The sequence below is a fragment of the Cupriavidus sp. UYPR2.512 genome, from assembly GCF_000379565.1.
Lineage (GTDB): Bacteria > Pseudomonadota > Gammaproteobacteria > Burkholderiales > Burkholderiaceae > Cupriavidus.
Map to the genome: position 1 here is coordinate 1 of NZ_KB902852.1, position 23535 is coordinate 23535.

The following is a 23535-nucleotide window of genomic DNA, read 5'->3' on the forward strand; positions in this document are numbered from 1 at the left end:
CATTTCAAACAGTTTCGCAATATATTCGAAACCGCCATGGCCCAGCTTGTCCGCCTCCACAGCCGCATACCGCCGTCGGTCCTTCTCCGACAAGCGCGCGTACAGCCGCTTCATCCGCGTTTCAACCTCAGCCCGGTAACCAGCCTGCATCGTTTGTCCTCCAGAGGCATCACATCTTACCCGCGTCGCTTTGCGCACGCCAGGTCCACTTCGGGAAGTTATTTCTCACTCGTTCCATAGTCGGTCGCGGCGACGCGCCAGGTGTGGGTCGAGGCAGCGGGATCGAACGGACTATCGGACGAAACCGCATGCTCCAGCGCGCCCAATGCTTCGCGCAACGGTTCGCGCAGCGATTCTGCCCTGGCGGTGGGGCGCATGCCGCGCGGGCCCGGCAACAGCAGCGGATCGCCGAAGAAATCGCGCAGCCTGGACAGATGCACGCTGACCGAAGGCTGCGACAAGTGCAGCCGCTGGGCCGCGCGGGTCACGTTGTGCTCGGACAGCAGCACATCCAGCGTCACCAGCAGGTTCAGGTCCAGCCGCCTGAGATTAGTCATGACAATACCTGGGATATTGGATATTCATTTCCAATATAGCGGAAGACGGCCTACGCTGGCTTCACTCATTCATTGGAAGCCGCTGTCATGAACGTATTGCTTGTCTATGCCCACCCCGAACCGAGGTCGCTCAACGGTGCCATCCGCGACTTTGCCGTGCAGCGCTTGCGCGATGCCGGGCACCAGGTCCAGGTCTCGGACCTGTATGCGATGCAGTGGAAGGCGCAGCTCGACAGCGCCGACACCAAGGCGCCATCGGCCAACGCGCCGTTCCATCCGTCACTGGATTCGAAACATGCCTTCGAAAACGGGCTGCAGAGCGATGACATTGCGCGTGAGCAGGACAAGCTGCGCTGGGCCGATGCCGTCATCCTGCAGTTCCCGCTGTGGTGGTTCTCGATGCCGGCCATCCTGAAGGGCTGGGTCGAGCGCGTCTATGCCTATGGTTTTGCCTACGGCGTCGGCGAGCACTCCGACGAGCGCTGGGGCGACCGCTATGGCGAAGGCAGCCTCGCCGGCAAGCGCGCCATGCTGGTCGTCACCACCGGCGGCTGGGAATCCCACTACAGCGCGCGCGGCATCAACGGCCCGATCGACGACATCCTGTTCCCGATCCACCACGGCATCCTGTACTACCCCGGGTTTGACGTGCTGCCGCCGTATCTGGTGTATCGGACCAGCAAGGTGGATGCGGCGCGCTTTGGGGAGATTCGCGAGGAATTGGGCCAGCGGCTGGATACCCTCTGGACAACCGCTCCGATCCCGTTCCGGCCGCAGAACGCGGGGGACTACCGGATTCCGCAATTGACGCTGCGTGAGGAGGTTGCGCCGGCGGCGGTGGGGTTCGCGGCGCACGTGGCATAGGGGCGGCAACCGACGGCCGCCCCGGCGGACTTACTCCGCCCGAATATCCGCCCGCGCCGCCACCGCCCGCATCTCCGGCAACTCCTTCTCCACCCGCGCCTTCACCGCCGCGCCATTGCCATAAGCCGGCGTCAGCGCCAGTTCAACCATGCGCGCCTTGGTAGCCGGCGCGTTGGCCACGTCCGCCAGGGCCTTCTCCAGCTTCTGCTGCACCGGCGCGGGCAGGCCCGCGGGTGCCAGCAGCGCGAACCAGGTGCCCATCTGGAAGCCGGGGTAGCCGCTCTCCGCGACGGTAGGCACTTGCGGCAACGCTGGCAGTCGCTGCGGCGACAACACCGCCACTGGCCGGATCTTGCCGCCCTTGATCAGCGGCAGGGTGGCCACCACGGTATCGACCGCGACCGGCACCTGGCCGCCGGCCAGCGCGGTCAGGCTGGGGGCGCTACCGTTGAAGGGCACGTGGACCATGCGGATGCCGGTGGCGGACTTGAGCATCTCCGCGCCGAAATGCACTGAGGAGCCGGCGCCGAACGAGCCGTAGGAGAACTTGTCAGGGTGGGCCTTCGCCTGCGTTACCAGATCCTTGAGCGAGGTGATCTGCGTGTCCGGATTGGCCACCAGCACCAGGCTCATGTCGGCGACCAGGCCCAGCGGGGTGAAGCTCTTGATGGGGTCGTAGCCCAGGTGTTGGCGGATCGCCGGGTTCAGCGTCAGCGTGGTGCTGGCCGCCAGAAGCAGCGTGTAGCCGTCGGGCGGAGCCTTGGATACCTGGGTGGCGCCAATCACGGTGCTGGCGCCCGGCTTGTTCTCGACCACCACCGGCTGGCCGAGCTTTTCGCCAAGGCCGACAGCCAGCAAGCGGCCCAGCACGTCAGTGGCGCCGCCCGCGGCAAAGGGCACCACCAGCCGGATCGGGCGCTCCGGCCAGGACTGTGCCTGCGCGGTGGCAGGCGTAGTGAACAGCACCGCGGTCAGGGCGGCGGCGCAGGCGAGAAACAGCTTCGGGGGCATTGCGGTCATCGTTGGCACTCCTGCCGGCAGTTGTAGGAATAGAAGGCAATCGGAAGCAATACGAAGCGGGGCCAGGACAAGCCGAGGGCTCAATCGAGCCAGGGGCTGCGCACGCGCGAGAAGCCGCCGGCCTGGTCATAGGCATGGCCGAGCTGCAGCACGGCGGCGTCGGCCTGCGCCGGGCCGATGATCTGGATGCCGGCCGGCAGGCCCTGCGGGCCGAAGCCGGCTGGTGCGGCCAGGGCGGGCAGTCCGGCCATGGTGGCCGGCACCACTGTCTGCATCCAGCGGTGGTAGGTGTCCATGTCGCGGCCGTCGATGGCGTGCGGCCAGTCCCAGTCGGCATCGAACGGGAATACCTGCGCGGCTGGCAGCACCAGGTAGTCGAAGCGCTCGAACAGCGTGCGCAGTGCCTGGTACCACGCGCTGCGCTCGCACAGGGCCTCGTACACGCGCGTGCCCGGCAGGGCCAGGCCGCGCTCGATCTCCCATACCGCTTCAGGCTTGAGCAGTGCGCGCCTGGCCGGGTCGTGGTACAGCGCCGCGTTGGCGCCAGCCACCGAGAAGCTGCGCAGGTCGATCCACGCGTGCCACAGGCGTTCCAGGTCGAATTCGGGCAGCGCCGCGTCGACAGTGCAACCAAGCGTGCGCAGGTGCGTGAGCGCCTGCGCGCAGGTATCGAGCACGCCGGCTTCGGTCGGCAGGTGGCCGCCCAGGTTGCCCAGCCAGCCGATGCGCACGCCGGCCCAGTCCCGTTCGGGCGGCAGCGTGAAGGTGCCGGGCGCTTCGGCGCGGTGCGTCAGCGGCAGGCGCGCGTCGAAGCCGGCCTGCACCGACAGCAGCAGGGCCAGGTCCGGCACGTTGCGCGCCATCGGGCCGGCCACGCTGAACTGCTGGAAGAAGACCTCGTCGCCCGGGCCGTGCGGCACGCAACCGACCGAGGTGCGCAGGCCATACACGTGGTTGAACGCCGCGGGCGTGCGCAGTGACCCCATCATGTCCGAGCCATCCGCCACCGGCAGCATGCGCAGCGCCACGGCCACCGCGGCGCCGCCGCTGCTGCCGCCGGCGGAGCGCGCCGGGTCGAAGGCGTTGCGGGTGGTGCCGTAGATCGGGTTGTAGGTATGGCCGCCCAGGCCGAACTCCGGCGAGTTGGTGCGCCCGACAAAGACCGCGCCGCCGGCGCGCATGCGCTCGAAGATCACGGCGTCGGCCTCGCTGACCTGCCCGGCGAAGATCGGCGAGCCCTTGGTGGTGACCATGCCCGCCGCCGGGCTGATGTCCTTGGGCGCCTGCGGGAAGCCATGCAGCGGGCCACGGCTGGCGCCGCGCGCCAGTTCGGCGTCGAGCCCGGCGGCCTGCGCGCGCAGGGTGTCGCGCTCCACCGGTGCCACGATGGCATTGACGCGCGGGTTGTGGCGGCCGATCTGGCCAAGGAAGGCATCAAGCACTTCCACGCACGAGACCTCGCGCGCATGGATGGCGCGCGACAGGGCGACGGCATCGAGTTCGGTGATGGGATCGGTGGATGGGCTGGGCGCCATGGCTCGGGTGTCTCCTGTGGTGTCGGGAAAAAGCATACGGGCGGCGCACGGTTTCCTGCAATCGATGATTTTTTCAAATATCCTTGCGTAAAACGCAAACCAGACCCGCGGACCCGCCCATGCTGTCGCATCGCCTGCAGGACACTTCATTACGCTATTTCCTGGAGGTCATACGCAGCGGCTCGCTGACCGAGGCGGCCCAGCGGCTCAATGTCACCGTGTCGGCGGTGAGCCGCCAGGTCGGCGCGCTCGAAGCGTTGCTCGGCGTGCCGCTGTTCGACCGCCGGCCGCGTGGCATGGTGGCCAGTGCCGCCGGGGAGTTGCTGGCAGCCTATGCCTTGCGCGGGGCGCTGGAAGCCGATCGGGTAGTGTCTGAGATCGCCGCGCTGCAGGGCCTGCGCCGGGGCCGGGTGCGGGTGGCCAGCTCGGCGGGGTTTGCGATCGAGTTCCTGCCGCGCATCATTGCCGAGTTCCGCCAGCGCTATCCGGGACTGCAGTTCCATGTGCGCGTGGCGCCGCCGGCCGAAGTCACCGGCATCGTGCTGCATGGCGATGCGGACATCGGCATCACCTACAGCCGCGCCGCGGAGCAGGGCATCCGCGTGGAGCACCGCCAGCCCGCTCCGGTGATTGCCATCATGCGTCCGGACCATCCGCTGGCGCGCTTTCGCAGCGTCACGCTGGCGCAGATGCAGCCTTATCCCCTGGCGCTGCCGGAGGGCGACAACACCGTGCGCCAGCTGTTCGACATCGCCTGCGGCGAACGCGGCATGGTGTTCGAACCCGTGCTGGTAACCAACCACTTCGAGACCCTGACCAACTTCGTGCGGCACGGTGGCGGGCTGTCGATCTCCGGCGCCGTCACCGTGGGCGACAGGTTGCGCCGCGGCGAACTGCACGCCGCCTCGATCCGAGAGCGCGGCATGCGCAGCCGCGCGATCGAACTGCAAACGCTGGCCGGCCGCACGCTGCCTGAGGGCGTGCGTGCGTTCCTGGGATTTATCCGCGAACGGCTGGCGGCGGAGGTTGGCGTGGCGGGCGCCTAGTGTCCTGCAGCGCCCGCCATCGTTGGCGTTATCCGCGCCAGGTGCTGCCGGTCACCTCGCCGGTGCCGCGCGCTTCGGGGGATTCGCGGCGCACACGGATGTCGTTGTTGACCTCCTTGACGCCGTAGGTGCCGTCGGCCAGGTCTTCGATATAGAACTTCTGGCCGCGGTCGCGCACGGTGCCGGTCAGTGACACCACGCCTTCGCTGACGTCGACACTGACGTCGCTCACGTCAACGCCGCGCGCGTAGCTGAGCTGCTCGCAGATCTGGTCGCGGATGCGCTCGTCACTGCGCTGGTAGCCGCGCGGGCCGGTGCGGCGCTCGGAGGAGCCGAACAAGTCGCCCACGGCTTCGCCGATGCGGCGGCCCAGGTTGTAGAGCACGCCGTGCGAGCCTTCGCGCTCCTCATCGAGATTGTCGGTTTCCCAGCCCCGGCGCTGCGCATACTCCCGATAGCCCGGGCTATGGCGCCGGGCTTCGTAGCGCTGCTTCTCTTCCCAGTCCTCGCGCGGGTCGACCCAGTAGCGGGTGTCGCTGCGCAGGTCCCTGAAGTAAGTGTCATCGCCGCGCGCGCGCTGCGATTCACGCGGTTCCCGTGCGCGTTCGGCGCTGCGGCGCCACTGGCGCTCGGCGTCCTCGTCGTCGCGTTGCCATGCCTGCGGATCGCGCCATTCGCGGGCACGTTCCCACCCATAGCCGCCGTTCAGGCCGTAGCGCAGGTTGCTGCCGTAGCGCGCGCCGGAAGGATGTTCCGGGTACCTGCCGGTGCCGTACGCTTCATTGAAATCCCGGGCCGGGCGGGCGGGGTCGCCATAGCTGGTCTGGCCGGGGGCCATTTGTTGGCGCCGACGCCGCGCTTGCCAGCGCTCCTGTTCGGATTCAGGTTGCCAGTCCTCGTCTTCCCATGCCTGGCGGTGTTGGCGCGCGGCGCGCGCATTGCGCTCATCGTAGTAGTAGCCCATGCTGTTTTCCTGACAGTGTGCGTGTGGCGCCATGTGCGGGCGCACATGCCGTGCGCGAGCCGCTGGCGGGTAATCAGGAAGGGGCAAGATTCGTACCGTGCGGCGGGATGCCCCGCGGACGGGGGTTGGCCGGCACTTTGGCGCGCGCCATCCGTGCAACGGTTTCAGAGCTTGTAAGGGATGCAAGGCCGGCTGGGCGGGCCGTGCCGCAATATCCACATGGCGCGAGGCAGGGCGCGCCACGCGTAGCCGGGGCGGGCGTCCGGGCGGTCATGCTGCCGCCCGTCGCCACCGTTTGGCTGGTTTACTTCGTGCTGCTGGTCTTGGTCGATCTGGTCGATCTGGTCGATCTGGTCGACTTGGTGGTCGTGGCTGCCTTGGCGGGAGCGGCTGCGCTGCCGGCGCCGGGGCATTGTAGCGTACAGGTCGAAAAAACCGACAGAACTGGTAAAAATGTTCTAACTCCGACAAAGGGAGCAGTTTCTGTGGCGGTGCCATGCCGGGCGCGAAGGCTCAGCATGCCCACGCCGGGGGCTGGCGCTCAGTGCGCGCCACCCCGCGGCGCCAGCCGCACGGCCAGCGCAGCCAGCGCGGCGGCGGTCGCCAGCGCGGCCACGCCGGTCCAGCCGAAACGCGCCAGTGCCAGGCTGCCGAGCGCGGCGCCGACGGCCATGCCGGTGAACATGCAGACGAACAGCACGGCATTCAGGCGGCTGCGCGCGCCCGGATCGATGCCATAGACGATGGTCTGGTGCGCGACCAGGGCGATCTGGACACCGAGGTCGAACCCGATGGCGCTGGCGCCGATCAGCCACAGCTGCGCATGCGGCGATACCAGCGGGGTCAGCAGCATGCCGGCAAACGACAGCGCCGCCAGTGCCGCGCCCAGCCGGGTCACCCGCTCCGGCCCGCTGCGGTCGGCAAGGCGCCCGGCAAGCGGCGCGCCCAGCGCGCCGGCGGCACCGGCCAGCCCGAACGCCCCCGCGGCCTCGCTGCCGAGATGGAACGGTGCGCCATGCAGCATCACCGCCAGCGTGGACCAGAACGCGCTGAAACCCACCGACAGCAGCCCCTGCGCCAGGGCGGCGCGGCGCAAGGCGCCATGCTCGCGCCACAGGCCCGCCAGCGAGGCCAGCAGCGCACCATACGGCTGCGCCGTGGTGGGCGTAAAGCGCGGCAACTGGCGCCGGGCAACCAGCGCGACCGCCGCGATGCTGGCCGCCGCAATCATGAACATGGCGCGCCAGCCGAAGTGCGCGGCGACGAAGCCGCTGACCACCCGCGACAGCAGGATGCCCAGCAGCAGTCCGGTCATGACCGTCCCGACCACCTTGCCGCGCTGCGCCGCGGGCGCCAGCACCGCTGCAGCGGGCACGATGTCCTGGGCCATGGTGGCGGCCAGGCCCACCACCAGGCTGGATACCAGCAACGCGCCAATGCCGGGCGCCAGGCCCGCCAGCAGCAAGGCGCCGACCAGTGCCACCGCCTTGGCCACGATGATGCGGCGGCGGTCATAGCGGTCGCCCAGCGGCGCCAGCAGCAGGATGCCCAGCGCATAGCCGAGCTGCGTCAGGGTCGGGATGGCGCCGGTTGCCGAATCGGAGGCATGCAGGTCGGGGGCCATCACCCCGAGCATGGGCTGGCTGTAGTACAGCGAGGCGACTGACAGGCCCGCGCCGACGGCAAGCAGCAGCACCAGGCGTCCCGGCAAGGACGGGCTGGCAACGGTGGCGGCGGATGGGGTGGCGGGAACAGGGGACATGTTGGGGTGCGTGGTCCGCAGGCAGGTTTGGATGGCTCGTAGTGTTGTCCACGCGGGCGGATTCTGGTAGACGTGCGGGATGAACAATGGTTATACGAGGCACGTATGAAAGGCCAGCCAGCATCGCCGCGAATCCCCGCCACGCAGGGCAGGGCAGCTGCCCGCGGCGCCACCAGCGCCGACCGCATCGAACTGATGCAGACCTTTGTGCGCATCGTCGAGGCCGGCAGCCTGTCGATGGCGGCGGCGCAGCTGCAGACTACCCAGCCCACCGTCAGCCGGCGCCTGCAGACGCTGGAGCGGCTGCTCGGCGTACGCCTGCTGCAGCGCTCCACGCATGCGATGAAGCTGACCGAGGACGGCGAGCGCTGCTATGAGCGTGCCAAGGAACTGGTGGCCGACTGGACCATGTTCGAGGCCGACGTGCGCGGGGTCGGGCATGCGCCGGCAGGCACCTTGCGCGTGGTGGTGCCGCATGCTTTCGGCCAGGAACTGCTGGTCGGCCCGCTGGCCGGCTTCTTGCAGCAGTACCCCGAAGTCTCGGTGGAATGGCTGCTGCATGACCGTACCCCGGATTTCATCGCCGAGGCCATCGATTGCGCGATCCATGTGGGCGAGGTGCATGAACCCGGCGTAGTGGCAGTGCGGCTCGCCGACGTGCCGCGCGCGGTCATTGCCGCACCGTCGCTGTTTAAGGGTAAGCCGCTGCCACGCCGGCCGGAAAACCTGGAGGGCCTGCCATGGCTGGCACTGCGCACCTTCTATCGGAATGAGGTCGTGCTGCAGAACACGCAGACGCAGGCGCGCCACGACATCGCATTCCAGCCGCGCATGAGCACGGACAGCCTCTACGCGCTGCATTCGGCGGCCCGGCTGGGGCTGGGCGTCGCCGTCGGCTCGGCCTGGATCTTTGCCGACGACATTGCCAGCGGCAGGCTGCTGCATCTGCTGCCGCAGTGGCAGGCCGATCCGTTGCCGATCTACCTTGTCTACCCCTATGCGCGCTTCTATCCGGCCAAGCTCAGGTTGTTTGTCGATACCATGCGGCAAGCCATTCCCACGCCGGGTATGGTCGGGAGCCCGGGCCCGCGCCGGCGCGGGCGCGGCGAGCGGACCCGTCGCGCATGAGCGTGCTCAGGGAGGCGCCGAAGACGACGCCGTCACCCCTTGTCCCGATGCCCCACACGTCTTCGGTGCAGGTGGACAGGCAGCGGTGCCGACGCTGCCCGCAACCTGTGCTTTCTGCCCCACTTCAGCGCGTTTTCTGCACTGGACTTGCGCATTATCAAGACTTTCGAAATCCGCGCTTCAGGCCTGCAAATCAAGGCCGATAGGAGGAAAACCACGTCAAGTTCCCCGACCGCCATGACTCCCATTTTTCTTCCCGCCGAGCGCCTGATGGCGCGCCTGAATATCAACCGCAAGCTCACGCTGATCGCCGTGCTGTTCCTGGTGCCGCTATGCGGCGCGATGTACGTGGTGCTGAGCGATGCGGCACGATCGATCCGCACCACCGGCGATCAGGTGCGGGGGCTTGCCGTGGTCGGGCATGCGCTCGACTTCATGCGCGAGACCCAGGTCCGGCGCGGCGCCGCCAATGCGGTGTTGTCGGGCAATGCGGCCTTTCGCGCCGCTTTCGGCGGGGCCGACAGCAAGGCCGCGGCCAGCCTGGCGGGGCTGACGCGCAGCATCGCGGAGAATCCCGCCTTCGAACTGGCGGCCGGGGCGCGCAAGCTGGAGCAGGACTGGCAGCATCTGCGCGGGCTTGGCCTGGACACCACGGCGGGGCCGCTGTTCGAGCGCCACAGCGCGCTGGTGCGGCAGACGCAGGCGTTTATCGGCGACGTGGCTGAGCGCTCGCAGCTGACACTGGACAGTGAAGCCGGCTCGTACTACCTGAGCAACCTGCTGGTGGGCCCGATGCCGCGCCTGGCTGAGCTGAGTGCGCTGGCGCGCGGCCGCGGGGCCGGCATCATCGCGCAGGGCGGCTATGCCGATGCCGCGCAGCAGGCGGGCCTGGGCGCGCTCGCCGAGCAGATCCACGAGGGGCTGGAAACGGTGCGGCGCGACATTGCGCGCGTCGGGAACGCGGCACCGGCGTACCGGCCGCGCATCGACGCCGCGCTGGCGCGACTCGCCGCGATGGACAACTTCCATCGCACGCTCAAGGTCCGGATGCTGGGCGCGACCGGCATCGATATCGATGCCAGGACCTACTTCGACGAGGCCACCGCGGCCATCGAAGGCGTGGCGGCCGCCAACAAGGCGTTTGCCGGGATCGTGGACGCCATGCTGGCACAGCGTGTCGCGGCGCAGGAAACGCAGTTCGTGTTGCTGGCGGGCATTGCGCTGGTGACCGTGGCCGCCGTGTTCTACCTGTTCATCGGCTTCAGCCGCGGCATGCGCGGCGACGTGCGGCAGGTGGCGGAGATGGTCGAGCGCATCAACGCGGGCGACCTGACCCTGAGCGTCGCCGTGCGCGGGCGCGACGAACTGAGCGAGATCAAGCGGCACCTGCTGTCGCTGGTGCACAGCTGGCGCGCGCTGATCGGCGACACCAAGGCCGGCGCGCACAACGTGCTGGCGGCGGCGGGCGATATCGCGCAGGGCAATATCGACCTGTCTCAGCGCACCGAGGAGCAGGCCTCGTCGCTGGAGCAGACCGCGGCCAGCATGGAGCAGCTGACGGCGACCGTGCAGCAGAACGCCAGCAATGCCGGCCAGGCCAGCGAACTGGCGCGCGAGGCGTCTGGCGTGGCGCGCGCCGGCGGCGACGCGGTCGCGCGCATGCGGCAGACCATGCAGGAGATCGAGGCCGATTCGCGGCGCATCGTCGACATCATCGCGGTGATCGACAGCATTGCCTTCCAGACCAATATCCTGGCGCTGAATGCGGCGGTGGAGGCCGCGCGCGCGGGCGAGGCCGGCCGCGGCTTTGCGGTGGTGGCGACCGAGGTGCGCGGGCTGGCGCAGCGCGCCGGCAGCTCGGCCAAGGAGATCCGCACGCTGATCTCGCAATCGGCGCAGCGCGTGGCGTCGGGCAACACGCTGGCGCTGGACGTTGCCGCGACCATGGAGAACACTGTTGCCGCCATCGGCCGCGTGACGGCGATGATGGATGAGATCAGCCATGCCTCGCGCGAGCAGAGCAGCGGCATCGCCCAGGTCAACCAGGCGGTGACGCAGATGGACCAGGTCACCCAGCAGAACGCCGCGCTGGTGGAGGAGGCCGCCGCGGCGGCGCAGTCGCTGCAGGAGCAGGCGCTGCATATGCAGCGGGCGGTGGCGGTGTTCCGGACCGAGGCGCAAGCCTAGTGCACCTCGCCGTGCTCAGCGCCGGACGATCCAGATCACGACCGACACCAGCACCGACACCAGGATGCAGGTCGTGATCGGAAAGTAGAAGCTGAACCCGTCCCGGACGATATGGATATCGCCGGGCAGCCGCCCAAGCGGCAGCTTCGACAGCCAGGGCCAAGCAACGGCGCCTGCGATCAGCAGGCAGCCAAGGATGAGAAGCAGGCGTTGCATGATCGGATGGATTCGGTTCGGCCGGCGGCTTTTGGCGCCGCGTGTCCTGAGACATTGGACAGGCACGTCGCCGCAGGATTGCATCGGCTCGGCGCACCGGGGCCAGGGACTATAGTTCGCGGGTTTCGGAATGTAAATTGAGAGTTGGCGCTCTTTGCATGAAATTTGGTTATACCGCCGGAATGACACAAGGTTAGTCTGACAGTAAATTTCACGATTAGCCTGTTTTCTGATAGAAAGCACTGTTCCCTGACCCAGATGTTCTGTCTGGTTCCACAAAAATGGCGTGTTCCGGCGAAATCCACATATAGGAGGGCCAATTTCCCGCCGGGTTAACGATAATTCTGAGTCGCCATGCCCGTTGCCTAAGATTCCGTTCAATTGGAGAACGGCAGTTCGCTATTAGAACAAAATCGCATGTTCGGCCCGCAGGACGGCTCGTGCGATTTCCAGGCAAACGGAGACAGCAGTGCAACATCCCACCCAAACAAAGGGCGGCGTCACGAACGTCCAGGCCCTGATCGACGGACAGCGATTCACTGGTTACCAGTGGCTCATTCTTGTGCTGTGCTTCCTGATCGTTGCCATTGACGGTTTCGATACCGCCGCAATCGGATATATCGCGCCGGCGCTGGTGCAGGACTGGGGGATCGAGAAAGCCGCCCTCGGGCCCGTCATGAGCGCGGCCCTGTTCGGTCTTGCTTTCGGTGCGATCTTCGCCGGTCCGCTGGCTGACCGTGTCGGCCGCAAGAAGGTGCTGGTGCTGTCCGTCTTCTTCTTTGGCGCCTGCAGCCTCGCCACCGCGTTTGCGCCCACGCTGGGCTGGCTCACGGTCTGGCGCTTCCTGACTGGTCTGGGCCTGGGCGCCGCCATGCCCAATGCTGTGACGCTGACATCGGAGTTTGCGCCGCAACGCCGCCGTGCGGTGCTCGTGAACACCATGTTCTGCGGCTTTCCGCTTGGTTCCGCGGCTGGCGGCTTTGTCGCCGCCGCGATGATTCCGCACTTCGGCTGGCACAGTGTGCTGCTGCTTGGCGGCATCGTGCCCCTTGCGCTCGCGCTGTTGCTGGTGGTGCTGCTGCCGGAGTCCGTGCGCTATATGGTCCTGCGCAACTATCCTGCCACCCAGATCCGCAACGTGCTGCGGCGCGTGACTGGCGCAGACCTTTCCAAGGCCGACAACTTCATCATCGGCGAGCAGGCCCCTGCGAGCCGGTCCGCCATCGGCACCGTGCTGGCGCCCGGCTATCGCCTGGGCTCGGCGATGCTGTGGTCCACTTACTTCATGGGCCTCGTCATTTTCTACCTGCTGACGAGCTGGATGCCGACGCTGATGAAGGACGCCGGCTTCTCGATCCAGCACGCGTCATTCCTGACGGCGCTGTTTCCGCTCGGTGGCGGCATCGGCACCATCGCGGCCGGCTGGTTCATGGACCGCTTCAATCCGAACAAGGTCATCGCCATCACCTACGCTGCAACCGGCGTACTGATCTACGCCGTGGGCCGCGGCACCGGCAGCCAGGTGCTGCTGGGCGTGCTGATCTTCCTCGCCGGTACGGCCATGAACGGCGCCCAGTCTTCGATGCCTTCGCTGGCCGCGGCCTTTTACCCGACGCAGGGCCGCGCCACTGGCGTTGCCTGGATGCTTGGCATCGGCCGCTTCGGCGGCATCACCGGCGCGCTGCTCGGTGCGGAACTGCTGCGCCTGCACCTGGGCTTCGACACGATCTTTACGCTGCTTACCGTGCCGGCATTCCTTGCCGCTGGTGCACTGCTGGTGAAGCATTTCAGCAGCCGCCCCGCGGGTGCCGCTGACTCAGTCAATGGCAGCGCAAGCGTGGCAAGTCACTGAGCGCAAGCAGGCTGGGCCGCGGCGCGAATGCAGTTCGCCAGCGCCTCGGCCATCGGCGTGAGCGTGCGGTCGCCGTGCCGCAGCAGGCCGATCGGTTCCTCGGTGCCCTGCGTATCGATCGGCAGCAGTACCAGATCCCCCTCGGATACCGCGCGCCTGGTTGCGGAGAGCGGCGCTGCCCACACGCTGTCGCTCTGCCGGGCCAGCAGCCGTCCGAGATAGGCGTCCGAGGTTTCCACGCAGCCGTGCGGCAGGGGCAGGCCGTGCCGGGCGAGCAGGCTTTCCGTGTTGTGGCGGGGAATCGAGCCCGCGGCCGGAATCACCAGCGGCCACGCCAGCGCGTCAACCAGCGTTGGCCGCGAGACGGCGGCGAGGGGATGTCCGGGACGTACCGCCAGTGCCAGCGAGTCCGGGCCCAGGGACTCGAACCACAGGCTCTCCATGGCAACCGGGTCATCCATCCGGCCAATGACGAGGTCGAGCACATCCGCCTTGAGCTGGTCGATGAGGTTGCGGTTCATGCCGGTCTGCACGGCCAGGCCGACCTCGGGATGCGCGGCGCGAAAACGCAGCAGCGCGTCGGTCAGCACCGCCGGCACCACGCTCGGCAGCGCACCCAGCCGGATGCGCTCCTGCGGCAGCGCATCCGCGCCGGCCATGCTGTCCGCCGCCGCATCGATATCCGCGAGGATGCGCAGGGCGTGGCGCAGGAAGCGCGTGCCGGCGGTGGTCAGTTCAGTGCCGGCCCGCTGCCGGACCAGCAGGCGGGTGCCGGCCAGTTCCTCGAGCTCGCTCAGTGTCTTGGAGACAGCCGGCTGCGTCAGGCCCAGGCGTTCGGCGGCGCGGCCCAGGTGCTGGGTCTGGGACACCGCCACGAAACAATAGAGGTGCCGCAGCCGCACGCGATTGCGGAAGATTTCGAGCGCGAGTGGGGCTTGGGGTTTCATGTCAAAAAGTTATCGTATTTCGACGAATTCTTAATTTACATGACTTTATGTGTTGTTTAAAGTCAAACCATTCCAATGACAAGGAGACTGCGCGATGACCCGTCTTGCCCAGTACCGCCGTCCCTACTGGGACACCCAGCCCGAATACCGCTTCGACCCCTATGCCTCGACGCAGAAGCGCTCGCCGGGCCAGCCACTGATTGCGCTGCCGCAGTCGCTGTCTGAAGTGACCGGTCCCACCTTTGGCGCCGAGTTCGTCCGCGAAGGGGATAACGATCTCACCGTCGGCAACGGCGGCGAGCCCATCGGCGAGCGCATCCTCGTGACCGGCCGCGTGCTGGACGAGAATGGCAGGCCGGTGCCGAACGCCCTGATCGAGGTCTGGCAGGCCAATGCGGCCGGCCGCTACGTGCACAAGCGCGACCAGCATGATGCGCCGCTCGACCCGCATTTCTCGGGCGAAGGCCGCACCGTCACCGATGCCAGCGGGCGCTACCAGTTCAAGACCATCAAGCCGGGCGCCTATCCCTGGCGCAACCACCACAATGCCTGGCGGCCGCAGCACATCCACTTCTCGCTGTTCGGCAACGCCTACGCCACGCGGCTGGTGACGCAGATGTATTTCCCCGGCGATCCGCTGTTGCCGTTCGATCCGATTTTCAACTGCGTGCCGGACGAGAAGGCGCGCGACCGGCTTGTGGCCAGCCTCGACTGGGAGACGACCCAGCCCGAATACGCGCTCGGCTACCGTTTCGATATCGTGCTGCGTGGCCGCGATGCCACGCCGATGGAGTAAGACCATGCTTTACGCCACCGCATCCCAGACCGTCGGTCCTTATCTTCATATCGGCCTGAGCGGCCTGAACTGCGCCGACCTGACCGCGAGCGCACCGCAACTGGCTGCCCAGCGCATCGTGATCGAAGGCCGCGTGACCGATGGCGACGGCCAGCCCGTGCCCGATGGCATGGTCGAGATCTGGCAAGCCAACCCTGCCGGCCGCTACCGCCATGCCGAAGACATCCGCGAACTGCCGCTGGTGCCCGGCTTCACCGGCTTTGGCCGGGTGCCAACCGAGGCCGACGGCTCGTTCCGCTTTGTCACCGTCAAGCCGGGCGCCGTGCCGGGCCCGGACGGACGGCCGCAGGCGCCGCACATCATGGTGTCGGTGTTCATGCGCGGCCTGGTCAGGCATGTCGCCACGCGTATGTACTTCCCGGACGAAGCGGCGGCCAATGCCGCCGATGCCGTGCTGGCGCTGGTCCCCGCCGAGCGCCGCGGCACGCTGATTGCCAGCGATGGCGGCAACGGCACGCTGCGCTGGGACGTGGCGCTGCAGGGGCAGGGCGAGACGGTGTTTTTCGATATCTGAAGGCCCCGCTCTCGGCAACAGACGCATAATCGGGTGGCCGTCGATGTCACGGCCACTCACGCTACCCATCGCCCCCAATGCCAACCGCTACGCGTCTTACCGATCCCATGTCCGGCAGTCCGGCCGTGCTGGAGATCTTCTCCGATGCCGGCACCGTGCAGCGCATGCTTGCCGTGGAGGCCGCGCTCGCACGCGCCGAAGCCGACAGCGGCGTGATCCCTGCCGCGGCCGCGGCCGTGATCTCCGACGTCTGCCGCGACCCCGGCATCATTGATCGCGACGCGCTTGCGCAAGCCGCGGTCGCTGCCGGCAATCTCGCCATTCCCTTCGTCAGGCAACTGACCGCCGCCGTGGCCGCGCGCGATGCCGAGGCGGCGCGCTTCGTCCACTGGGGCGCCACCAGCCAGGACATTATCGACACCGCACTGGTGCTCCAGGCCGGCGATGCGCTGCGCGCGCTGGATGACGGCCTGGTGCGCCTGGGCGAAGCCTGCGCCGCGCTGGCCACCGCGCATCGCGCCACGCCGATGGTCGCGCGCACCTGGCTCCAGCATGCACTGCCAGCCAGCTTCGGCCTCAAGGCCGCGGGCTGGCTCGATGCGCTGCGCCGCGATCTCGGCCGTCTCGATGCCACCCGCGCCCAGGCCCGCGTGCTGCAGTTCGGCGGCGCCGCCGGCACGCTCGCCAGCCTTGGCCAGGCCGCGCCCGCGGTGACCGCCGCGCTGGCCCGTGAACTGGACCTGGCCGCGCCCGTGCTGCCGTGGCACGCGCATCGCGACCGCATGGTCGAGGTCGCCACCACGCTGGGCATGCTGACCGGCACGCTCGGCAAAATGGCGCGCGATATCTCGCTGATGATGCAGACCGAGGTGGCGGAAGTGGCCGAGCCTGCCGGCCCCGGCCGCGGCGGCTCCAGCACCATGCCGCACAAGCGCAATCCGGTCGGCTGCGCGGCGGTGCTGACGGCCGCGGTGCGCGTGCCGCCGCTGGTGGCGACGATGCTGGCGGGCATGGTGCAGGAACATGAACGCGCCCTGGGCGGCTGGCAGGCAGAGTGGGACACACTGCCGCAGATCGTGACGCTGGCCGCCGGCGCGCTGCGCCAGATGGGCGAGGTCGTGGCGGGGCTGCAGGTCGATACGGCACGCATGCGTGCCAACCTCGGCCTCACCCATGGCCTGATCCTCGGCGAGGCGGCGATGCTTGAGCTTGGCAGCAGGATCGGCCGGCTGCCGGCGCACCATCTGGTAGAGCGTGCCTCGCAGCGCGCAGTAGCCGACGGCACCAGCCTGCGCGACGCGCTGGCCCGCACGCTGCGGGAAGATCCGGCGCATGCCGGCCTGCTCGATGACGCCGCGCTGGATCGCCTTGCCGACCCCGCCAACTACGCGGGCCAGTCAGCGGCCTTTGCGGATGCTGCCGTGCAGGCCTGGCAATCCGCACTGGCGGCACGCCCAGCGTCCTGAGACTGCCCGCAACCCGGAACCACCACGACGCGCCGGCCCCGCCGCCGCGCTCCCCAGGAGACTGCATTGCCCTATCTCGACCACGCCGGCGCCCGGCTCTTCTACACCGTTGACGGCCCCGAGGCCGCGCCGGCCATCCTCTTCTCGAATTCGCTCGGCACCGACCACACCATGTGGGAGCCGCAGGCCGCCGCGCTGGCCGGGCGTTTTCGCGTGGTGCGCTACGACACCCGCGGCCACGGCCGCTCGAGCGCGCCGGGCGATGCCTTTACCGTGGCGCAGCTCGGGCAGGACGTCGTCGCCATCCTGGATGCGCTGGGGATCGGGCAGGCGGTGTTCTGTGGCCTGTCGATGGGCGGGCTCACCGGGATGTGGCTGGGCATCCATGCGCCGCAGCGGTTCTCGCATATCGTGCTGGCCAATACCGCCGCGAAGATCGGCAATGCCGACGGATGGAATACCCGCATCGAGACCGTGCTGCGCGAGGGCATGGCCGTGATGGTCGCGCCTTCGGTCGAGCGCTGGTTCACGCCGGGGTTTGCCGCCACGGCGGAGCGCGCGCTGGACGGCCTGCGCGATGTGCTGGGCGGGCTCGATCCGCGCGGCTATGCGGCCAGTTGTGCGGCCGTGCGCGACGCCGATTTCCGCGAGTCGGTGGCGTCGATAACGGTGCCCGTGCTGGTTATCGCCGGCAGCCAGGACCCGTCAACCAGCGCGCAGGAAGGCCGCGCGCTGGCCGATGCGATTCCCGGCGCCCGCTTTGTCGAACTGCCCGCCGCGCATATTTCCAGCTTCGAGCAGCCCGGCCGCTTCACGGCAGCGCTGCTGGATTTCGTGCGTGGCCGGCTGCCCGTGACCGACGATCATGCGCGTTACGACGCCGGCCTGGCCGTGCGGCGCGAGGTGCTGGGCAGTGCGCACGTGGACCGTTCGCTCGCGCGGCTGACGCCGCTCAACGAGGAGTTCCAGCACCTCATCACGCGCTATGCCTGGGGTGAGATCTGGACGCGCGAAGGCCTGCCGCGGCATACGCGCAGCCTGCTGACGATCGCCATGATGGTGGCGCTGAACCGCCCGGAAGAACTGAAGCTGCATCTGCGCGCCGCCGCCAACAACGGCGTGACGCGCGACCAGATCAAGGAGGTGTTGCTGCAGACGGCCATCTACTGCGGTGTGCCGGCGGCGAACTCGGCGTTCCACATGGCTGAGGAAATCTTCGCCGATTTGGACCAACCAGGCTGATCGATCAGCCGGACTCCCGGGCCGGCTGCACAGCAAACGCCGGCAGCCGCGCCCGCCCCGATTGCCGGAACTCCGTCGGCGCCTGCCCCACCAGCCGCGCGAAGAAGCGCGAGAAGTACGCCGCGTCGGAGAACCCGAGCGACAATGCGATGTGCTTGATTTCCAGGTCGCTGAAGAGCAGGTCGCGCTGCGCTTCGGCAAGCACGCGCGCGTGGATCATCTGCAGGGCCGACTGCCCTGACGTCTGGCGGCACACGCGGTTGAGCTGCGTGGGCGTGATGCCGATGGCGCCGGCGTAATAGCCGATCTCTTTCTGCTCGCGGTACTCCGCCTCCAGCAGCTGCTGGAAATGCTGGAAATGCCGCGCCGGCCGGCTGTTGCTGCGCGCGGCTGCCGGCGCCGAGGCGTTGGCCAGCCGCGCAATGCCGATCAGCACCAGGGTCAACAGCGCCGACAGCGACGCCCCACGCCAGGCGGACACCGCTTCCATTTCCCCACGAAACATTGTCAGCGCATCCGCCAGCGCATGGCCGCGCCGCACGCGGTCGTGGCGGGGGTGATCGAACAGCGGCAGCGCATCCGGCACCCCGGCCAGCAGCGTGCGCAAGTGGCTTTCGGTCATGGTCACGACCATGCCATCCGTGTCCGGGGTAAAAACGAAACCGTGGATGTGCCGCGGCGGCATCGTCACCAGGGAGCCGCCGCGCAACGGCTCGCGGCGTTCTTCGAGCAGGGCCTCTCCGCCACCGGCGTGGATGTGCAGAATTTGCAGGAACGTGTCATGCCGGTGGGGCCTGATCTCCCAGCCGTGCAAGCGGCTGCGGGAGGCGATGGATTCGAAATGTAGCTGATCAGAAAGCGGTTCCGAAGAATTCACGCCATACAGAGAGTACGTCGGGACAGGCTTCACGGTGGTTTCAGTGTTTACCAGCAATGTTCCGATTGTCCTGTCATTGGTTCTATCTGTCCATTCCTTGGCGGGCCTGCGCCGACTATCTTTAGTGGCAGAAGACGGATACCCACAAGGAGACAAGACATGCGCACCCAGGTTGCCATCATCGGCGCCGGCCCGGCCGGCCTGCTGCTCGGCCAGTTGCTCGCCAGAGCGGGCATTGACAACATCATCGTCGAGCAACGCAGCCCGGAGTATGTACTGGGCCGCATTCGCGCCGGCATCCTGGAGAGCGTGACCGTCGACGCGCTCAAACGTGCCGGTGTGGCCGCGCGCCTGCACGAGGAAGGGCTGGTGCACGACGGCATCGAAATCGCCTTCAATGGCCGCCGCCATCGCATCGACCTGCACGCGCTCGTCGGCCGCAGCGTGACCGTCTACGGCCAGACGGAGGTCACACGGGACCTGATGGATGCCAGGCGGGCCGCGGGCACCACCACGATCTATGAGGCGGAGGATGTCAGCCTGCATGACTTCGACAGCGCCCGGCCGCTGGTCCGCTACCGCAAGGACGGCATGGTCCGTGAGATCCAGTGCGACTATATTGCCGGCTGCGACGGCTTCCACGGCGTCAGCCGCCAGAGCGTGCCGCAGGATGCCATGCGCATTTTCGAACGCGTCTACCCGTTCGGGTGGCTCGGCCTCCTGTCGGAAACGCCGCCCGTTGCCGACGAACTGGTCTACGCCAGCCACGAACGCGGTTTCGCGCTGTGCAGCATGCGTTCGCGCCACCGCAGCCGCTACTACTTGCAGGTGGCGTCGAGTGAGCGCGCGGAAGACTGGTCCGATGAGCGCTTCTGGCAGGAGCTGCGCAGCCGGCTCGATCCGCAGACGGCAAGCGCGCTGGTGACCGGCCCCAGCATCGAGAAGAGCATTGCGCCATTGCGCAGCTTTGTGTGCGAGCCGATGCGCTTTGGCCAGCTGTTCCTGGCTGGCGACGCGGCCCATATCGTGCCGCCCACCGGGGCCAAAGGGTTGAACCTTGCAGCCAGCGACGTATTGGCCCTGGCTGAGGGGTTTGAAGGCCACTACCGGCATGCTGACGGCAGCGGGCTGGATGGCTATTCCGCGCGTTGCCTGCGGCGCGTGTGGAAGGCCGAACGCTTCTCTTGGTGGATGACTTCGTTGCTGCACCGGTTCCCGGATGCGGATGCGTTCTCGTCGCGGATGCAGCAGGCGGAGCTGGACTACCTGGTGGGGTCGGAGGCGGCGTCGCGGGCGTTGGCTGAAAACTATGTAGGGTTGCCGTATTGAGCGGTCTGCCAGCAAGTTGTAGGTAACCGGGAGTCATATCAGCTGGCCAGTGCAGCGCAGGGGGTTCGGTGCGACAAGGTGTGAGTCGATGGTCAATTTCAGCCCCTGTGGCACCTCTTCTCCGTCTTCTCCGTGTGGCCGGAACCCTCCCTCCAGAGTGAACCCCTCTTGGCGGCTTGAACGAGTGGCCGGAGCCGCTGTATAAGGCGAGCAGTCTGGTTCGGAGTAGGTTTCGGAGCAGGGACAGCGCACGACCGCTGACGGCCAAGCTTCTGCCATCGGGCAACAGTCTCGCAACGACCGCAATAAGCCGCACCTTCGCCATTCATAAGCTTTTGCCAATCGGCGAACAACGCAAAGTGCCGATTAGGCGACAACGCAAGTAGGCGCACCGTCCATTGTCATAAAGAATTCATTTTCAAAGTTTCCATGATTCGATTATCGTCGAATCATGGAAACTGATCACGCACTTGAAGCGCTTGCCGCGCTCGCTCATTCGATCCGCCTTTCCGTGTTCAGGCTGCTGGTTCAGGCTGGTCCACAAGGACTACCAGCTGGCCGGATTGCTGAACTGATGGACGTGCCCGCATCTTCGCTGTCCTTCCATTTGAAGGAATTGCACCGCGCTGGCCTACTTTCGAGCCGTCAGGACGGGCGCTCCATCATCTATATGGCTCGGTTCGAAACCATGAACGCATTGCTGGGTTACCTGACGGAGAACTGCTGCAGCGGTAATCCGTGCTCTCCTGTGTCCAACTGTGCCGCCGCCTCCGAGTCAACATCGTGAAACGCTTCCACGTCCACGTCAGCGTCGCAGACCTGTCCGCGAGCATCCGTCAAGGCCGCGGGTGAGGTCTGCCCCGTATGGCCTGGCCAGCCCATGACAGCGCACTGGGGCGTTCCCGATCCCGCTGCCCGCGAGGGAACGGACGCCCAGAAGCTGCAGGCTATCAACGACGCAACCATTACGCTCAAGCGCCGTATCGAACTGTTCCTGTCATTGCCTTTTCCCAAGCTGGACGCAGTCTCGCTTCACAAGGCTGTCCAGGATATCGGAAAGAGCTGACCCTGACTTTTTTCTCCGAGCCACATTCATTATTGTTCTGCAGCGCCCCATGACGACAAACGTATTGATTCTCTGTACCCATAATTCAGCCCGCAGCGTGCTGAGCGAAGGGATGTTGAACCATCTGGCCCGACAATTCGGCCGAGACGTACGCGCCTATAGCGCCGGAAGCTCACCCAGCGGACGGATCAACCCGTTTGCCATCGAGGCGCTTGGCAACGCCGGGGTGGAGGTCAGCAGTTTCCGCAGCAAAAGCTGGGATGAATTCGTTGGCGACGGCGCTCCCGAGATACGCATCGTCATTACTGTCTGTGACAGCGCGGCGGCCGAGGAATGCCCGTACTGGCCGGGAAGCCCGGTCAAGGTGCATTGGGGATATGCCGATCCCTCCAATGCGCCAGGCGGTGATGAAGGGAAGCGCCAGGCCTTCGAGCTGACGCGGCAGGCCATCGGCTATCGGATGATGCAATTGCTGATGCTGCCGCTGGATTCGATGAGCAACGCCCAGTTGCAAGAGCACCTCGACCGTATCTCGAAGAGTTGAGCGCCATGATTGACTTGCGCAACAGATTGGCCGCCGAAACGCTTGGGACAGCCCTGCTGCTTGCCATCGTCATCGGCTCGGGGATCATGGCCGAGCGGCTTGCAGGTGGCAATGTCGCCGTGGCGCTTCTGGCCAATACGGCGGCAACCGTCGGCGGCCTGTATATCCTGATCGAAGTGTTCGGCCCGATCAGCGGCGCCCATTTCAATCCGGTGGTTAGTTCGGTCATGGTGGCCCAAGGAGAGTTGCCTGGCGCCGCACTGGTTCCGTATATCACAGCACAACTTGTCGGCGCGGTACTCGGCGCATGGTTGGCTCATGCCATGTTCGACATGACAATCCTGCAGTTCTCCGTCAAGGTACGTAGTGGCGCGGGACAATGGATTGCAGAGGCGGTCGCAACCGCTGGCCTTCTTCTGGTTATCCTACGCGCCCCGAACGGTCGGGCCTCCGCCATGGTGGCGGCGTATATCGGTGCTGCTTACTGGTTCACCGCTTCCACGTCGTTTGCCAATCCGGCGGCGGCATTTGGGCGGATGTTCAGTGACAGCTTCGCTGGTATCGCACCGGGCAGCGTACCGGGATTCGTGCTAGCCCAATGCGGAGGTGCCGCGATCGGACTCATGCTGCACCGGTTGCTCGAGCCACGCCATGCGCGCGATGGCCATCCGAACGTCATTGAGTCTTCCGGCGAGCATCAAGTCGATTGATTCCGAAAACACCATGTCTGTCACCATCTACCACAATCCTGAGTGCGACACATCCCGCAACACGCTGGCGATGATCCGCAATACGGGAATGGCCGCATGAAGCCATCTTCCTACAATGATCGCGTTGTCGACGTCATGGAGGAGCTGTATAAGTTCACGCTGCTGGTGCGCGATCGCAGTGACTACCTGACGGACCGCTACAGTGAGCGCAAGGACGCCGCGCCAGTGGAAGTGGCCGCCTTGACTGCCGCGGCGATGCGCCACGAGAAGGACGCTGAAGTTGGCGATACCGATAGCGTCGAAGTCGAATAACAATTAAAGGATGGCCGTGGAGCCAAGCACCGGCGTGATTGCGAGGCTGGGAATCGCCCAGACCACCATCGCCAAGGGCACTCTTCCTTTGGTCATATTTGGACCAAGCGGATATGGGCACCGACAAGGCGTCTTGATGGTTCCTGCGCGTGTTGCACAGGCTTTGGCGCCATGGCTATTCGGTATTTGCCTGGACGCATTTGGCGCCAATGCTCTTTGGCTGTCGTCGGTCCCCGGGGTAGCCGCCATTGTGATGCTTATGGGGATTCGGAAGGTGGATCAACCATTGGCCACGTCAGCCTAACAAAACGCGAATTTACACAAGCGAGGCGGGCGCGGCATCGACGCGCGATTGCTGACAGACTTTGCATGCTGCCCGTTTGCTCCCCTCTCCCGCTAGCGGGAGAAGGGCAGGGGGTGAGGGCAGGCACTGGCATACCACCAGCCTTGACTTCGTTGACCCGCCGGCCCCACCCCAACCCTCTCCCGCAAGCGGTAGAGGGAGCACGCAGTCGGCTCGATGGGACCCGGTAGAACTTTG

Annotated in this window: 20 protein-coding genes and 5 pseudogenes; 17 read left to right on the forward strand and 8 right to left on the reverse strand. The window is 66.8% G+C overall.

Annotation, left to right across the window (positions count from 1 at the left end; translation table 11 throughout):
- Nucleotides 1-227 precede the first annotated feature (227 nt).
- Nucleotides 228-557 (reverse strand): annotated as a pseudogene (locus tag A3A5_RS37425) (LysR family transcriptional regulator); the annotation flags it as partial.
- Between the two features lie 87 nt (nt 558-644).
- Here A3A5_RS37425 and A3A5_RS0100015 point away from each other — a divergent pair.
- Nucleotides 645-1421 carry an NAD(P)H-dependent oxidoreductase gene (locus A3A5_RS0100015; RefSeq protein WP_018308611.1) on the forward strand — a complete coding sequence of 259 codons (777 nt, stop codon included), beginning with the start codon at nt 645-647 and terminating at the stop codon, nt 1419-1421.
- Nucleotides 1422-1451: 30 nt separating this feature from the next.
- Here the strand turns inward: A3A5_RS0100015 and A3A5_RS0100020 are convergent, their stop codons facing one another.
- On the reverse strand, nt 1452-2441 hold the full coding sequence (locus tag A3A5_RS0100020) for a tripartite tricarboxylate transporter substrate binding protein (protein WP_018308612.1): 990 nt from the start codon (nt 2439-2441) through the stop codon (nt 1452-1454).
- Between the two features lie 80 nt (nt 2442-2521).
- Nucleotides 2522-3976, reverse strand: a complete 1455-nt coding sequence (locus A3A5_RS0100025; RefSeq protein ID WP_018308613.1) for an amidase — start codon at nt 3974-3976, stop codon at nt 2522-2524.
- A 119-nt stretch (nt 3977-4095) separates the two neighbouring features.
- On the opposite strand from A3A5_RS0100025, the gene A3A5_RS0100030 reads away from it, so the two are divergent.
- Entirely contained in the window at nt 4096-5022 is a 927-nt protein-coding gene (locus A3A5_RS0100030) for a LysR substrate-binding domain-containing protein (protein WP_018308614.1), read from the forward strand.
- Between the two features lie 28 nt (nt 5023-5050).
- On the opposite strand, the gene A3A5_RS0100035 is transcribed toward A3A5_RS0100030, so the two are convergent.
- Together A3A5_RS0100035 and A3A5_RS0100045 are read right to left on the reverse strand one after the other, a co-directional pair.
- The gene (locus tag A3A5_RS0100035) at nt 5051-5986 is read right to left on the reverse strand and encodes a BON domain-containing protein (protein ID WP_018308615.1); all 936 of its coding nucleotides are present in this window, start codon (nt 5984-5986) and stop codon (nt 5051-5053) included.
- Nucleotides 5987-6527: 541 nt separating this feature from the next.
- A complete protein-coding gene (locus A3A5_RS0100045) occupies nt 6528-7748 on the reverse strand; it encodes an MFS transporter (protein ID WP_026200306.1) in 1221 nt (406 codons plus the stop codon).
- A 105-nt stretch (nt 7749-7853) separates the two neighbouring features.
- On the opposite strand from A3A5_RS0100045, the gene A3A5_RS0100050 reads away from it, so the two are divergent.
- Complete coding sequence (locus A3A5_RS0100050) at nt 7854-8876, forward strand: LysR family transcriptional regulator (protein ID WP_018308618.1); 1023 nt, start codon at nt 7854-7856, stop codon at nt 8874-8876.
- Nucleotides 8877-9113: 237 nt separating this feature from the next.
- Nucleotides 9114-11063 carry a methyl-accepting chemotaxis protein gene (locus A3A5_RS0100055; protein WP_018308619.1) on the forward strand — a complete coding sequence of 650 codons (1950 nt, stop codon included), beginning with the start codon at nt 9114-9116 and terminating at the stop codon, nt 11061-11063.
- A gap of 15 nt (nt 11064-11078) precedes the next feature.
- Here the strand turns inward: A3A5_RS0100055 and A3A5_RS0100060 are convergent, their stop codons facing one another.
- Nucleotides 11079-11279 carry a DUF2905 domain-containing protein gene (locus tag A3A5_RS0100060; RefSeq protein ID WP_018308620.1) on the reverse strand — a complete coding sequence of 67 codons (201 nt, stop codon included), beginning with the start codon at nt 11277-11279 and terminating at the stop codon, nt 11079-11081.
- A 469-nt stretch (nt 11280-11748) separates the two neighbouring features.
- Here A3A5_RS0100060 and A3A5_RS0100065 point away from each other — a divergent pair, with 469 nt between their 5' ends.
- Complete coding sequence (locus A3A5_RS0100065; RefSeq protein ID WP_018308621.1) at nt 11749-13131, forward strand: aromatic acid/H+ symport family MFS transporter; 1383 nt, start codon at nt 11749-11751, stop codon at nt 13129-13131.
- On the opposite strand, the gene A3A5_RS0100070 is transcribed toward A3A5_RS0100065, so the two are convergent.
- Nucleotides 13125-14078, reverse strand: a complete 954-nt coding sequence (locus tag A3A5_RS0100070; RefSeq protein WP_018308622.1) for a LysR substrate-binding domain-containing protein — start codon at nt 14076-14078, stop codon at nt 13125-13127. The two genes, A3A5_RS0100065 and A3A5_RS0100070, sit on opposite strands and share 7 nt — an antisense overlap.
- Before the next feature lie 94 nt (nt 14079-14172).
- Here A3A5_RS0100070 and pcaH point away from each other — a divergent pair, with 94 nt between their 5' ends.
- The 4 genes from pcaH to pcaD all read left to right on the forward strand — a co-directional run bounded on the left by pcaH (nt 14173) and on the right by pcaD (nt 18156).
- Nucleotides 14173-14874: a protocatechuate 3,4-dioxygenase subunit beta gene (gene pcaH / locus A3A5_RS0100075; RefSeq protein WP_018308623.1), complete on the forward strand. Its 702-nt coding sequence runs from the start codon at nt 14173-14175 to the stop codon at nt 14872-14874.
- A gap of 4 nt (nt 14875-14878) precedes the next feature.
- On the forward strand, nt 14879-15448 hold the full coding sequence (pcaG, locus tag A3A5_RS0100080; protein WP_018308624.1) for a protocatechuate 3,4-dioxygenase subunit alpha: 570 nt from the start codon (nt 14879-14881) through the stop codon (nt 15446-15448).
- Between the two features lie 77 nt (nt 15449-15525).
- Nucleotides 15526-16914, forward strand: coding sequence for a 3-carboxy-cis,cis-muconate cycloisomerase (locus tag A3A5_RS0100085; RefSeq protein ID WP_081623784.1), 1389 nt, complete (start codon nt 15526-15528; stop codon nt 16912-16914).
- A 66-nt stretch (nt 16915-16980) separates the two neighbouring features.
- Nucleotides 16981-18156, forward strand: a complete 1176-nt coding sequence (gene pcaD, locus A3A5_RS0100090; RefSeq protein WP_018308626.1) for a 3-oxoadipate enol-lactonase — start codon at nt 16981-16983, stop codon at nt 18154-18156.
- Between the two features lie 4 nt (nt 18157-18160).
- Here pcaD and A3A5_RS0100095 read toward each other — a convergent pair whose 3' ends face one another.
- Nucleotides 18161-19066, reverse strand: a complete 906-nt coding sequence (locus tag A3A5_RS0100095) for a helix-turn-helix domain-containing protein (RefSeq protein WP_026200307.1) — start codon at nt 19064-19066, stop codon at nt 18161-18163.
- 126 nt (nt 19067-19192) lie between these two features.
- On the opposite strand from A3A5_RS0100095, the gene pobA reads away from it, so the two are divergent.
- From pobA to A3A5_RS44310, 8 genes and pseudogenes are all read left to right on the forward strand, one after another.
- Complete coding sequence (pobA, locus tag A3A5_RS0100100) at nt 19193-20362, forward strand: 4-hydroxybenzoate 3-monooxygenase (RefSeq protein WP_018308628.1); 1170 nt, start codon at nt 19193-19195, stop codon at nt 20360-20362.
- A 451-nt stretch (nt 20363-20813) separates the two neighbouring features.
- On the forward strand, nt 20814-21149 hold the full coding sequence (locus tag A3A5_RS40630) for a helix-turn-helix transcriptional regulator (protein WP_081623785.1): 336 nt from the start codon (nt 20814-20816) through the stop codon (nt 21147-21149).
- A gap of 54 nt (nt 21150-21203) precedes the next feature.
- Nucleotides 21204-21428: pseudogene (locus A3A5_RS0100110) on the forward strand (arsenate reductase ArsC); the annotation flags it as partial.
- A 49-nt stretch (nt 21429-21477) separates the two neighbouring features.
- Nucleotides 21478-21972: an arsenate reductase ArsC gene (locus tag A3A5_RS0100115; RefSeq protein WP_026200308.1), complete on the forward strand. Its 495-nt coding sequence runs from the start codon at nt 21478-21480 to the stop codon at nt 21970-21972.
- Nucleotides 21973-21977: 5 nt separating this feature from the next.
- A complete protein-coding gene (locus A3A5_RS0100120; protein WP_018308632.1) occupies nt 21978-22682 on the forward strand; it encodes an aquaporin in 705 nt (234 codons plus the stop codon).
- Between the two features lie 13 nt (nt 22683-22695).
- A pseudogene (locus A3A5_RS44305) lies at nt 22696-22773 on the forward strand (arsenate reductase); the annotation flags it as partial.
- Nucleotides 22770-22994 (forward strand): annotated as a pseudogene (locus A3A5_RS0100125) (arsenical resistance protein ArsH); the annotation flags it as partial. The pseudogenes A3A5_RS44305 and A3A5_RS0100125, both read left to right, overlap by 4 nt.
- A 31-nt stretch (nt 22995-23025) precedes the next feature.
- Nucleotides 23026-23298, forward strand: a pseudogene (locus A3A5_RS44310) (MFS transporter); the annotation flags it as partial.
- Nucleotides 23299-23535: the final 237 nt, after the last annotated feature.